Consider the following 13,252-nt stretch of genomic DNA (forward strand, 5'->3'; position numbering starts at 1 on the left):
TATACTTTGAGGGCTGTCCCAGGAACTGATCAAGAATACCGGGAACGGCCCTTTTGGCCTAAGTCATTACAGATTCCCATTTGTCCACTTTTTTACTTAAGAACTCCTGAAGCTCCCCCTCGTTGTTGCTTAGCTTATAAAATAAAGAAAGGGCAACCAGAATCACGTCTGCACATTCCTCTTTGACATCGGAAATATTCAATTGCTTATATTCGCTTCCGTTTGCATTCATATAAGACAGCATGGCTTGAGAGGTTTCTCCTACTTCTTCGGATAGTTTAAGAACCATCTGCTCTAATGTCTTCTTTTCGTGGGTGCTCAAGTATTGGATTTTCTTTAAAAGCTGCTCCATTTAACAACCTCCTAACTATTTTTAAAATCTTATTATAACAGACTTAGATCTAGTTCTTTGAAGCATTTCATACGTTAAAATTAGATCAGACTGACTAAGTACTTGATATATATAGATGTCTATGTAATAATACTTGTATGTTAAAAAATAATGCAGCTGCACTTGTAGGAACCATTAGGGACTCGATCAATAAATTAATTGTATCTGAGCTCGAATCCTATGGAGTTGAAGGAATCGTACCTACCCATGGTGGAATACTGATGTTCCTGTATCAAACGGATGGACTTTCGATTAAGGAATTGACGCAAAAAATTGCTCGTCAACAGCCCACAGTCACTGTTTTAATCGACAAGCTAGTAAAATTGGGGTATGTGGAAAGGAAAAAAGAAAGGGAGGATAGCCGAGTTACTCTGATCTATCTTACCGAAAAGGGGAAAGAGCTGGAGCCTATATTTGAGGCGATCTCTAATAAATTAAAAGAAACTATTTATGGTGGTCTCAAAGACGAGGAAAAAAAACAACTGGAATATCTGTTGGAGCATATAAAAAACAGGTTTTAAAATTTTTTTTGAGTAAATGTATAGATATCTATACAAATGCCAAAATAACAATAAAATATCTGGAGGTCATGAAAATGAAACATCTTATCATCTATGCTCACTCTAACGCTGAAAGCTTTAACCACGCGATACTGGAAACGGTTGTAACGACCTTGAAGGAAAAAGGTGACGAAGTCGTTGTACGCGATCTGTACGCTCTTGATTTTCAACCGGTATTAAAACCTGAGGATACGGCTGCGATGAGAGCTGGACAAACGCCGGCTGATATCAAAGTAGAGCAGGAATATATCTCGCAGTCTGATACGATTACGTTTATTTCACCCATTTGGTGGACAGGTCTTCCTGCGATCCTGAAAGGTTATATTGATCGTGTATTTGCCTACGGCTTTGCATATACGGCTGGTGCAGAAGGGATTAATAAGCTGCTTACAGGTAAAAAAGGGTTTATCGTGAATACACATGGTACGCCCAACGCGATCTACGATGAAATTGGTATGACCGCAGGATTGAAGCTCACATCAGATACGGGTATTTTTGATTTTGTTGGAATTGAATCGGTCGGTCACTTGCTGCTTGGAAGTATCGGCTACCTTGATGAAGATGGTTACAAAGGATTGTTGAAACAAGTACAAGACACGGTTAAAACGGTGCTGTAAAGTTAGTTCATATTCGTTCAAAAGCGTAGGACATTCTTTAAACGATAAGGTCAACCAGCATTTACGGGTTGGCCTTATCTTACAAATGCTAATACTTTTCCAATATAGTCCAGACAACGATCTGATCCTGCTTGTTATTATGGGGATATACAAAACTAGCCTTCGTACGATTTATTTTGTCATAATATACTATGGCGTTTAGGCTTTGGGCAGAGTCGTAGCTTTGATTCACGAAATGGTTGCCCAATTTATTTTTCACATCCTCAAGTTTCTGAAGTTTGTGGCCACTGATGCTGGAAAATTCGCTCTCGGACAAGGTTTGCAGTTTCATAATCTCTCCACTAGAACTATAGACAATCAAGAAATTTTCAAAATACCTGTGATCGGCATCTTTTGTGTGTTTATCGTTAAAATCGGGGTTCTTTTTATAAGCAGTCAAATCAATCTCCGCAATATTCTTGCTTAGTGGAATATTGTTTATTGACAATTCCGATAGATCCGTTGATTTTACCGACATCTCCGTCCTTAGATTTTTTGTGAAATATGCCATTAAAGCGATCAGGATAACAATACATATAATGAAGCTTTTTTTGGGGATTAGCTTAAGCATAGTTTGAAGACTCCTTCACTATCACAGAGATTAGCATGGTTTATTTTATCGCAAATACTGGAATATACTATTTATTGTAACGAGTCAATGAATGAGATTAAAGAATTTTTTGTTCTCGGCCTGAGAGATGTCTATAGGTGAAGGGGGAAGGATAATAATTCACAAATATTTCATTGTTATTATTGTTGGCAATTCTTTATAGTACATAGTATCCATATTTAGTTTAACGTCGAGATAATGGAATTAATTTCCCCTTACTCCGAGATCATCTGCATGTATCCAGAACAAGAATTACGGCAGCGCTTACGGTAATAAGGAAAAAGGCGATGTGGCAATAGAAATAGAAATGCCTGATGTGGTTAATTGAGCTTTCTTTGAATATGATGAATGCGGATTCTAGTGAAAAATAACATAATGTGAGGGTGTACTGGGTGAGATATAAAATCATAGCAGATAGTTGCTGCGACTTAACGACAGAGCTTAAAGAAAAGATGCAAGTAACTACGATTCCATTAAACATGACATTGGGTGAAAAATGCTTCATAGATGATGATACATTGGACTTGCCTCAGTTTATGGAAGAAATGAAAGCCTGTACAACCAAGATTGGTTCCGCTTCACCGTCACCTATGCTATATAAGGAAGCCTTTCAAGGCGCGCATACTTCTTTTGCCATTACATTATCCAGCAACCTGTCCAGCTCGTATTCCAGTGCATTGGTCGCAAAGGATATGGCGGAAGAAGAAGGGGCAGATGTTCATGTATTCGATTCGAAAAGCGCATCGGCTGGACAACTCTTGTTAGCTCTAAAATTACGCAAGCTGATTGACGAAGGATATCATAAAAGCGAGATTATCTCTTCTTTGGAGAGCTTTATCAGCAAAATGAAAACCTATTTTGTGTTAGAGAATTTGGATAATTTGGTCAAGAACGGACGAATGAATAAAATTACTGGAAAGATACTTTCATTTTTGCATATCAGGCCTATTTTAGGTTCAGACGGTGACGGAAACATCGCATTATTTACTCAAGCCCGTGGTCAGAATCAAATCATTGAAAAGTTGGCAGATACCATTGAAAAAAGTGGTCGGAGTACCGAAGGAGAAAGCATCGTTATTACTCATTGCAATAATCCCGGACTGGCACAAAAGTTAATGAATACCTTGAAGAACCGCTATCAATTTAAAGATATTCATATTGTGCCCACCAGGGGAATTAGTTCAATGTATGCCAATGACAAAGGGATCATTATCGCCTTTTAAAAAGTATTCAGGGTTTATCCTCGTGTGATGGATAAACCCTTTTTAGTATATTGGGGCTTTGCATGAGTCTAAGCCTATCCCAATTTTCTAATGAGGACAGAGGCATTTACGCTGGCTTGAGTTCCTCCGGCCTGTGTTTGCAGGGTAACAGCAGCAGTAGAGCTATGGTTACGCAGAGTAAGGACATCACCGCATGCCAAAGCAAGGACGGCTTGCCCGGTGTTCTGCTGTGTCCCGGCTCCTGAGCCGTACACGGTTCCCTCAGCCAGTACGCCATTAATAAAGATGGCGAATTGGTTAGGTTCTATACCCGACACCGAAAAGTGGACTTCATACTTCCCTGCATCGGCTACAGCAATTTGTGTAGTCCCTGGAAGGTGAGCAATCCCAGGTGTAAGTATGCCGTTCGTATCGAAAATGACCTCCCCTTCAATCGAAACGAGTTGGGGCCTCACATTATAAATGTAACCGAACTGCGCTAAATCACCTGTGGTTCTGGAATCCCCTTCAGCATCATGATTAATATTCACATGTACAACTTGCTTTTTGACAATGATGTCTTTACCAAACGATTTCCGTTTTGAGCGGCCTCTTTTTTTGGGGGGCATTTCCTCAAACTTTTTTTCTAGCTTATCAAACCAGGCACGGACAAAAACGTCTTTTTTACGGCCTTTTTTTCGGTTCAATTCAGGACGACCCAATACAAACACCTCCATATGGTTTGTTGTATAGTACTCCATTCATCTAGAGGAGGCATGGATATCTGTCCTGTGTTTCATAGGAAACAATCTATTTTGACTAAAAACAGGCTTCTGTACAAGGTACATTCGTCTAGTATGTAAAAAGCACCTCCAAATGTATCCTTGGTTGTCATCTAAGGATACACTTGGAGTGCCAGTAGTAGGTTAATATCATGATGAAGCGGTTTGAAGCCGCTTTTTGCGTACATATAAGGCGTACAGGATACCGCCAAGCAGGCACAGGATACAAGCAAATCCCGCCAGTAACCAAGCTGAAGCTACTGCTCCTCCATGATCCATACTGTTTCCAAGCCATAAGGGCAGCAGGGCCCCTCCGACTCCGCCTGCACCGATAAGCAGGCTGGTGGTCGATTCTTCTGTACCTGGCATCATTTTGCTGGCAAAAACAAGAGCGATGGAAAAGATGCCGGACATGCCGAGTCCCAGCAGTACGATAAGGACAAAGGCACCAGCAGTGCCTTGGATCAACGGGAACACACACAGCAGCAGGGTCGCTGCCAGTGAGCTCAGAGCGACAAAGACACCGTAGCCGTATCGATCGGCAATGTAGCCTGTAAATAACCGTCCGAAGGCCATTGCCAACCAAAAGCAGGTGACACTGAGTGCTGCTTCGGCTTGTGTGAGACCGAGTCGCTCGATAAACATGGAGGGCAGGAAATTGGCCAGGCTCATCTCAGTTCCTACGTAGATAAAGAAAAAAACGATAAATAATGCAAGTAGCTTCCAATTGCCTATAGGGCTGCTAATAGAAGCCTTTACGGTAGGTGACTCCAGTGAATTAGTGGAACGCTTATGGTAGTCACCTCGGCGTTCCTGTTCGTCCAATAGAGCGTCCAGTGTGCCGAAGGACCCGCGCAGCCAAGCTATAGTGGCTACGGCTGCAAACAAGGAGATGATGGGAAATGCCAGTCGCCACCAACCTAGAGCAATGAATTGGCTAGCGATAGCGGGCATAGCCAAGGCGCCGATCCCGAAAAAGACTTCCAGACGGCTCATAGCCGCGCCCGTTCCTTGAGTAATACCTCCAATAACAATAGTACCAATGAGTGCTTCTACCATCCCAAAGCCAAATCCGGCTACTGCCCCGACGGCATATAGCCAGCCCCAGGGCGGCAGAAGTGAATACAGCACTTCTGCCGCACACAGCAGAAGTAGAGCAAATACCAGACTTCGGCGTTTGCCGAACGTCCGGGCAAGCCACGGTGACAGTAGGACTCCAGCCAGAAAGCCGGAAAATTGAGCGAAAATCAGGCTTCCGCCATCCGTATAGGTTCTACCGTAATGCTCTAGCAACACAGGCAGTAGGGAGCCTACAACCACATGTGCTAGACCAATTAAAAAATAAGACAAGCTGCCGATCCATAGTAGTCGTTTCATGATTAACTCCTTTGGTACTAAATTACCTTTATGCAGTAAAGTGAGTGGTATAAGTCAGATTGAATTGATTAGGATAGCTCCAGCACTTGAAAGCCATAGCCTTCAATACAAATATCTCCTTCCAGGAATTTTCCGCTGATCAGCTCTTTTCCTTTTTGGTCATCCAGATGATATTGCTGTGTCTGGGCATTATGGTTCAGAACAAATAGATACGACTTTCCATCTTTGGACCGCATAGTGGCTTCTATGCCCGCAGGAGCACGCAGCAGGGATGAAATCCCTTTTTGCTCACAAATGTAGCCCAGCAGACCATCAAGGAAAGGTTCCTCAGGGTCAGTAGCGACATACCACGCTTCACCTTGACCAAAGCGATTGCGTGTCAGTACTGGCATGCCCTGATAGAAATCATCGCCGTATTCCGCCAGAACCTCGGCTCCTTCGCTATGCAGCAAGTCGCAGAGCAACCCACACTTATATTCACCTTCTAATACGCCCACTTTTTCTTTCAATATAATGCGGTTGTGTGATTCAGGCAGAAGCGCATCAATTTCCTCCACCCAGATCCCGAGTAAATTACGCAGTTTACCAGGATATCCTCCGGTTGTAACCAGATCGTTTTCATTTACAATGCCACTGAAAAAGGTCGTTAAGAAGGTGCCGCCACGCTCTGTGAATTGTTCCAGTTTCTCAGCAGTACTCGGCTTGACCATGTAGAGTACAGGCGCGATAATGAGATCATATTTTTGGAAATCTGTGTCCACAGAAATCAGGTCTACCTGTACGTTACGCCGGAAGAGGGTAGCATAATACTTATGCACCTGATCCAAGTATTTCAAGGCGACAGAAGGGCCGCTTGACTTTTCCAAAGCCCACCAATTGTCCCAATCAAACAAAATAGCTACTTTGGCATGAACAGTCGCGTCAAGCAGCGTGTTGCCTAAAGCGCCGAGCTCATTGCCAAGCTGTGCCACCTCGCGAAATACACGTGTGTTCTCATGCCCGGCATGCTCAATTACGGCCCCGTGGAATTTCTCGCAAGCACCGATCGAGCGGCGAAGCTGGAAAAACATGACCGTATCCGCGCCATGTGCTACAGCCTGATAACTCCATAAACGCATAACGCCAGGTCGTTTAAGTGAATTATACGCCTGCCAATTCTGTTGGCTCGGTGTTTGCTCCATCAGCATAAAGGGCTGCCCATCCTTCAAGCCGCGCATCAGGTCGTGCGCCATCGCCGTATAGCTTATCGGGGTATTAGCCCCGGGATAGCTGTCCCAAGATACTATATCCATGTGCTTAGCCCACTTAAAATAATCCAGTTGCTTAAAAAAGCCCATCAGATTGGTTGTTACCACGGCATCGGGAATATGTTTTTTAATCGCGTTATATTCCAGCAGGTAGCAATCCAGCATACTGTCTGAATTGAAGCGCGCATAATCAAGGGATATGCCCTGAAATGTGGAGTGATTTTCTCCCCAATGCTCACTCAGATTATTTGGAGGTACAATTTCATCCCAATCATAGAAGGTGTGACCCCAGAAGGAAGTATTCCACACCCGGTTTAGCTCTTCTAGTGATTCGTATTTTTGTTTGAGCCATACCCGGAACGCTGCGGCACAATTGTCACAATAGCAATCCCCGCCATACTCATTGGATACGTGCCACACGAGGATTGCGGGATGGTCTTTGTATCGCTCTGCAAGTCGGTCAGCCATCTGCTCTGCGTATTTTCGATAGGTTGGACTGTTCGGACAAGAGTTATGTCGTCCTCCGAATTTTCGCTTACGCCCGTCAGCATCGACCCGAAGAATGTCGGGATAACGGGTAGCCATCCAAGCAGGATGCGCTGCCGTACTAGTAGCTAGACAAACGAAGATATCGCTTTCATAAAGATTATCAATCAACTGATCCAGCCACTCAAAATGATATGTGATTTCGTCAGACTGAATTTTAGCCCATGAGAAAACGTTGAGTGTGGCGATATCAATTCCTGCCTGTCTGAACATCCGTAAATCCTCCTGATGCGTGGCCTCATCCCATTGCTCAGGATTGTAATCCCCACCGTAAAATACTTTAGGAAGTTTGCTGCTTATCATGCCAATCACCTCTGTATATAAGAATAATCCTATCTTATAATACAAATAAATGCTTTTAAATATAATAAAATGAACATGTATATAACAATATGGATCTACATGAGAAATAGATACCGCATACGCCGGAGGTGCTTATTATGATTTTGACTCCCCATCATTTGCGATTTTTCCTGACTACTCGTGAGCACTCTTTACCCCTTTTTATTGAAAGTATCGGATTTAATAGCAGACAGGAGGATGTTTCCCGTCCAGAGGGCTATCCTTGCTTTCACTGGATTCAGACGGTGTCAGGTGAGGGGATGTTTACATATAAAGGGGGAACCTTCCGTTTGGGTGAGCAGTCCGGGGTTCTGCTACTGCCTGGTGAAGCCCATGCATACAGACGGGCGACCAAGGTATGGCGAACGTTATACATTACATTTGACGGACCCATCGCCGCGGCTGTATTGACTGCACTCGAATTGAAGCATACGCGAGGGTACCATTGGGACCCGGATAGCGAGCTGCACAGCTTTGGGGAAAACATGCTACACTCCATGGTTAGTGAACGTGATTTGTCTGGATTAGATGCTTCGGCCAATATGTACCGTTTTCTGACTCTGCTGCGTAAACATGGACAACATAGCTCGATGCCTTCCTTATCTCACAATGTGGAACGTTTAACCCCTGTACTGACCTTTATGGAGCAAAATTATGCCAGCCCAGATGTGGGTTTAAGGGATATGGCCGTTATGATGAATGTCAGCGCTCGTCATTTAAATACATTGTTTAAGCAAGCGTTCGGTGTGACTTCGTATGCTTATCTGATTGTAATTCGGTTGCGGAAGGCTAAGGAGATGATGACAGAGTATCCGCAATTAACGGTAAAGGAGATTTCTGAGCGCGTAGGCTTCCGGGATGTCAGTCATTTTGTGGCAACTTTCCGCCGGGCGGAAGGAATTACGCCGGAAAGGTTCAAAATACTGTATACATAAGGGTATTTTATCGAAATACTCTTTCTTACTCGGGAATGCTCTTTTTAGGGAGCATTCCTTATTGTTTTTTTCTGGATGAGGGAGTATAAAATAATAGTTCATTTGTTTCATCAATCTGATGTGCAGGTGACATAATAAATATCCGATTCATATTTCTTTTGCAAAACCCTCATCCAAAGAAGGAGTCAACGAAATGCTAAGTAAAGTCAAAAGGTTATTAATCGGTCGTCCGCGAAAATCGACGGCCCTTGAAGATGAGAAACTGAATAAGCTCAAGGCACTGGCCATTCTGTCCTCAGATGCATTGTCCTCTGTAGCTTACGGAACGGAGCAGATTCTGCTGGTTTTAATTACAGCGGGCTTTGCTGCCCTATGGTATTCTATCCCTATATCCATTGCGGTATTGGGTTTGCTTATCATTCTGATCCTATCGTATAGACAGACCATTTTTTCCTATCCTGGTGGTGGGGGAGCCTACATTGTTGCACAGGACAATTTAGGAAAGAGTCCGAGTCTGATTGCAGGCGGCTCTCTGCTGGTCGATTATATTCTAACGGTAGCTGTTAGCTCATCGGCAGGTACAGATGCCATTACATCGGCGTTCCCATCGTTACATGATCATCGAATCGCAATTGCTTTAGTGATGATTATCTTTTTGACTATTATGAACTTGCGCGGGGTGACGGAATCTGCCTCGGTGCTGGCTATACCGATTTACTTATTTGTTGTTGCCATTTTTGTTCTGATTATTAGTGGTATCATTCACTATCTGGCAGGAGGAGCCCATGCGGCGGCGCCGCAATTTGGAGCTACGGTATCTAACGTCAGTCTGTTTCTCTTACTAAAAGCATTTAGCTCGGGCTGTTCGGCGCTAACCGGTGTAGAAGCTGTCTCAAATGCCATTCCGAACTTCCGCAAGCCTGCTGCCAAAAATGCGGCAACTACATTGATGATGATGGGCTTGATTCTCGGCTGTATGTTTATCGGAATTAGTTTGCTGGCTTATTGGTACGGTGTTCGTCCTAATCCGCAAGAAACAGTGATTTCGCAAATTGCTAATGCTACTTTTGGGCGCGGTGTGATGTATTACATCATTCAAGGCGTGACGGCACTTATCTTGTTTTTGGCGGCCAACACAGCTTATTCAGCTTTTCCGTTGCTCGCTTTTATGCTCGCGAAAGACAAATACATGCCGCATATGTTCATGGTTCGTGGAGATCGACTCGGCTATTCTAACGGCATCCTGTTTCTGAGTATCTTCTCGGCATTGCTGGTCATCGTTTTTGGTGGCAACACAGAAAACCTCATCCCGCTTTATGCCGTAGGGGTATTTATTCCGTTTACCTTGTCACAGCTTGGTATGATGATTCGGTGGATTCGGCTCAAACCAGCTGGCTGGGTCGTCAAATTGGCTATTAATACGGTCGGGATGCTAACCACGCTGTCAATTACGCTTATCTTTATCTTTACTAAGTTTAGCCAGGTATGGGTAGTCTTTATCTTCCTGCCTTTGGTATTATATTTCTTTATGAAGATTAATAAGCATTACAAAAATACGGCTGAACAGCTGCGCATTGATATCACAAAGGACAAACCTATGGTCAAAGGCAACACGATTATTATTCCGGTGGCAGGCATTACACGAGTCGTCATGAATACCATCAGCTATGCCAAAACTCTGTCGGACAATGTGGTTGCCGTATATGTAGGTGTGGACGATGAAGCGATTCAAAAAATGGAACAGAAGTGGGAAGAGTGGGATGTGGGTATACGTTTAGTAGTGCTGAGATCGCGTTATCGCAGTATTATTAATCCGCTTCGCAAGTTCATTGATACAGTAGAGTGGAAAAAAGCAGACGAGGATCATATTACAGTTCTCATTCCACAATTTATCACTAAACACTGGTGGGAAAATATACTGCATAATCAGACCAGTTTGCTGATGAGAGCCTATTTGATTAACTACAAAGATGTCATCGTAACGACCGTACCTTTTCATTTAAACAAATAGAGAACAGCTGATTATAGCATGATAAAATCAACACTTTTTGACCGCATCTTGGTGCGGTCAGAGGGTGTTTTTTTACATAATGGGGATATTTACTTGGGTGATACATTTTGTGTATTATAGATACAAAATGTATCATTTGAATTTGTTATGGAGGGATACGATGCCCGAAGACAAGGGGAAGATGGAACAAGATAAGTTGCAATTTGTAGATACGCTAAGGGCGCTGGCGATTATGGGAGTGTTACTTGTGCATGTCAGTCAGCATGTGGACGGATTAAACGGTTGGTTGCAAAAAGGCTTGAGCATAGGAGCCAAAGGAGTCGCTTTATTTTATATGGCCAGCGCTTTTACGCTGTTTTTATCCCTAAGCAGGCGTTCGAGTGACAAGAGAGAAGGATTGGCGGCCTACCTGTTGCGTCGTTTTTTTCGGATTGCACCCTTGTATTACGTGATGCTAGGAATCTATTTAGCTGTGAATGGGACGGGTCCACGATTTTGGCTTGGGGATCAGGAGGGGGTTACTGCCACTAATATTGCAGCCCATGTTCTGTTTTTGAACGGTCTCAATCCGTATTGGATCAACGGCATTATCGGTGTGGAATGGTCCATTGCGGTGGAATGCATGTTTTATCTGTTTATCCCTCTCTTATTTAAGTTGATTCGATCGGTTCGCCATGCGACTTGGTTTGTCATGATGGTGCTTGTGGCAAGCTTTGGGCTAAATACGGTGTTTGCTCAATATCCACTAATTAGTGATCACTCTTTATGGGGGCACTATTTGTATTTATGGTTTCCGAATCAGTTGCCTGTCTTTGGACTGGGTATATTGTTGTTTTTCATTTGGAAAGACGAGCGTCATTGGAAAAGTGTAGACGCGCTCAGTGGCGGCTTGCTGCTTGGTACTGTGCTGTTTGCGTTTTTTGGAGGTATGGCGGATTATCTCTTAGGTGTCGGGTTGCTGCTGGGAGCGTATGCTTTGTATCACTGGCAGCCGATGTGGCTGCTTAATCAGGTGTGGTCATGGATCGGCCGCCTCAGCTATAGCATGTATTTGACGCATATGCTGGTCCTGGGGCTAATCATACAGATTAAATTACCGTTTGCTCCTTTGGTCAGCCTCACACTTATGTTCATCATGACGTTGCTAATCACCGCTGGACTTTCCTGGTTTACCTACATATGGATAGAACAGCCTGGCATCCGATTGGGGAAAAAGCTTATATCACGTATATAATCTGTACGCAAGCAGGAAGATTCGGTCAAAGAAAGTGTTGCCTAGTTGCAACTTGAAGCAGCATCAGATAACATTTGGTTGAAGTGCTTGAATAAATCTACGAAATTATTGAAAAGACCCCTTGAAAAGTAGCTCCCAGCCCTTTATATTCGATGTACATCCAAGTTTTTGAATACACCGATGAGGTTTGTTGGAATTGTAAAGGAGATGCACGTATGCTTTTGGAGCCACTCGGCTTTTTATTTTTCTCTACACTGGAAGGAGTAGCTGTTTTTGCGCTAATTTTAAGTATCTTTAAAGTTAGAATGACTCCCTATCTATGGCAGGCTATTTTTGTAAACCTGATTATGAACCTGCAAAGTTATTTGCTCCGAGAGGAATTTTCACTTTCATATGTGGTACCTGTCATTAATATGCTGCTTTTTATTTTTTTACTTGCTACGGTGGTGAAGATCCCGATTGTTTGGTCAGGTATTATGACAGTTACCGGTTATTTTGCATATGCCGTTATTCAATCGGTACTCCTGAAGGCTATGTTCGGTAACCTGCCGATTTCTGAGCTGCAGAACGGGTCCTTGAAGGGCTATCTGTTACAAGTGGTTAGCGCAGCAACAGGACTACTTATTTCATTTATATTGTATCGAAAAGAGATCGGCTTTTCCCCAAATTTCAAAAAGCTTAAGTTCAAAGAGGAATATGGCATTGTTATTACCTTGATAATTCTGTCTCTCATTTCAACCTCTATTGTGCTTTACTATAGCGAAGTATGGTTGAGTATGATATTTTTTGCACTGGTATCGGGATTTTTTATCTACTACGCAGTCGGAAAGGAATACCGAGATGATTGAAACGATGGCCTTCAAACTTGCTAACCAGATTAAACGTATTGTGCCTGATCATCCGGCCTCCGTCCCAGTGCTTAAATACGCACTTGCTCTCATTCTGAATGCGTCTATGATCATCTTGTTGACACTATTCGCCTCATTCTTCACGGGGCGGATGGTAGAAGCTGCAACGATTCTCGTTGCTTTTGCTTTGCTGCGCCAAGTATCTGGTGGTATTCACTTGAAAACGGGTATGGCATGTGTGTTGGTGACCTCTGTAGCTTTTACATACATATCTTGCATTTCCTTAAATAATGGGTTGACAAACCTGTTTACCGGAATCGCGCTCATTCTTGTTTTATGCTTTGCCCCGTCCAGAATTGAAAAGCAGTCGCGCATTCCAGTCCGGTTTTATCCCCTCTTGCGATTGTTATCCTCCTTGCTTGTATGTACAAATTTTGTTATTGGTTCTTCTGTAGTGGCTGTTGCTTTTTTGCTTCAAAGCCTAACATTGATTCGGGGAAGGAGGTGAGTG

The 13,252-nt window shown here is 43.3% G+C and carries 13 protein-coding genes; 8 read left to right on the forward strand and 5 right to left on the reverse strand.

Annotated elements, in window-relative coordinates; translation table 11 throughout:
• Positions 1 to 58: 58 nt before the first annotated feature.
• Positions 59 to 352 carry a MazG-like family protein gene (locus tag PPM_RS09555; RefSeq protein ID WP_013370613.1) on the reverse strand — a complete coding sequence of 98 codons (294 nt, stop codon included), beginning with the start codon at positions 350 to 352 and terminating at the stop codon, positions 59 to 61.
• 137 nt (positions 353 to 489) lie between these two features.
• Here PPM_RS09555 and PPM_RS09560 point away from each other — a divergent pair, with 137 nt between their 5' ends.
• Positions 490 to 912 carry a MarR family winged helix-turn-helix transcriptional regulator gene (locus PPM_RS09560; RefSeq protein WP_014599652.1) on the forward strand — a complete coding sequence of 141 codons (423 nt, stop codon included), beginning with the start codon at positions 490 to 492 and terminating at the stop codon, positions 910 to 912.
• Positions 913 to 986: 74 nt separating this feature from the next.
• Positions 987 to 1,568 carry an NAD(P)H-dependent oxidoreductase gene (locus PPM_RS09565; RefSeq protein ID WP_014599653.1) on the forward strand — a complete coding sequence of 194 codons (582 nt, stop codon included), beginning with the start codon at positions 987 to 989 and terminating at the stop codon, positions 1,566 to 1,568.
• Between the two features lie 88 nt (positions 1,569 to 1,656).
• Here the strand turns inward: PPM_RS09565 and PPM_RS09570 are convergent, their stop codons facing one another.
• Positions 1,657 to 2,178: a hypothetical protein gene (locus tag PPM_RS09570; RefSeq protein WP_013370616.1), complete on the reverse strand. Its 522-nt coding sequence runs from the start codon at positions 2,176 to 2,178 to the stop codon at positions 1,657 to 1,659.
• 431 nt (positions 2,179 to 2,609) lie between these two features.
• Here PPM_RS09570 and PPM_RS09575 point away from each other — a divergent pair, with 431 nt between their 5' ends.
• Positions 2,610 to 3,440 (forward strand): DegV family protein, encoded by an 831-nt coding sequence (locus tag PPM_RS09575; RefSeq protein WP_013370617.1) that lies wholly within the window; start codon positions 2,610 to 2,612, stop codon positions 3,438 to 3,440.
• Between the two features lie 74 nt (positions 3,441 to 3,514).
• On the opposite strand, the gene PPM_RS09580 is transcribed toward PPM_RS09575, so the two are convergent.
• From PPM_RS09580 to PPM_RS09590, 3 genes are all read right to left on the reverse strand, one after another.
• The gene (locus tag PPM_RS09580; protein ID WP_013370618.1) at positions 3,515 to 4,141 is read right to left on the reverse strand and encodes a BclA C-terminal domain-containing protein; all 627 of its coding nucleotides are present in this window, start codon (positions 4,139 to 4,141) and stop codon (positions 3,515 to 3,517) included.
• Between the two features lie 210 nt (positions 4,142 to 4,351).
• Positions 4,352 to 5,578, reverse strand: a complete 1,227-nt coding sequence (locus PPM_RS09585; protein ID WP_013370619.1) for an MFS transporter — start codon at positions 5,576 to 5,578, stop codon at positions 4,352 to 4,354.
• Between the two features lie 68 nt (positions 5,579 to 5,646).
• Complete coding sequence (locus tag PPM_RS09590) at positions 5,647 to 7,674, reverse strand: beta-galactosidase (RefSeq protein WP_013370620.1); 2,028 nt, start codon at positions 7,672 to 7,674, stop codon at positions 5,647 to 5,649.
• A 137-nt stretch (positions 7,675 to 7,811) separates the two neighbouring features.
• Between PPM_RS09590 and PPM_RS09595 the strand changes: the two genes are divergently transcribed.
• From PPM_RS09595 to PPM_RS09615, 5 genes are all read left to right on the forward strand, one after another.
• Positions 7,812 to 8,648: an AraC family transcriptional regulator gene (locus tag PPM_RS09595; RefSeq protein WP_013370621.1), complete on the forward strand. Its 837-nt coding sequence runs from the start codon at positions 7,812 to 7,814 to the stop codon at positions 8,646 to 8,648.
• A 193-nt stretch (positions 8,649 to 8,841) separates the two neighbouring features.
• Positions 8,842 to 10,659 (forward strand): APC family permease, encoded by a 1,818-nt coding sequence (locus tag PPM_RS09600; protein WP_013370622.1) that lies wholly within the window; start codon positions 8,842 to 8,844, stop codon positions 10,657 to 10,659.
• A gap of 160 nt (positions 10,660 to 10,819) precedes the next feature.
• Positions 10,820 to 11,893, forward strand: coding sequence for an acyltransferase family protein (locus PPM_RS09605; protein ID WP_013370623.1), 1,074 nt, complete (start codon positions 10,820 to 10,822; stop codon positions 11,891 to 11,893).
• A gap of 215 nt (positions 11,894 to 12,108) precedes the next feature.
• Entirely contained in the window at positions 12,109 to 12,741 is a 633-nt protein-coding gene (locus PPM_RS09610) for a hypothetical protein (RefSeq protein ID WP_013370624.1), read from the forward strand.
• Positions 12,734 to 13,249: an accessory gene regulator ArgB-like protein gene (locus PPM_RS09615; protein WP_013370625.1), complete on the forward strand. Its 516-nt coding sequence runs from the start codon at positions 12,734 to 12,736 to the stop codon at positions 13,247 to 13,249. The genes PPM_RS09610 and PPM_RS09615 overlap by 8 nt, the downstream gene beginning before the upstream one ends.
• The last annotated feature ends 3 nt before the right edge of the window (positions 13,250 to 13,252 follow it).

The organism is Paenibacillus polymyxa M1, assembly GCF_000237325.1.
GTDB lineage: Bacteria > Bacillota > Bacilli > Paenibacillales > Paenibacillaceae > Paenibacillus > Paenibacillus polymyxa_C.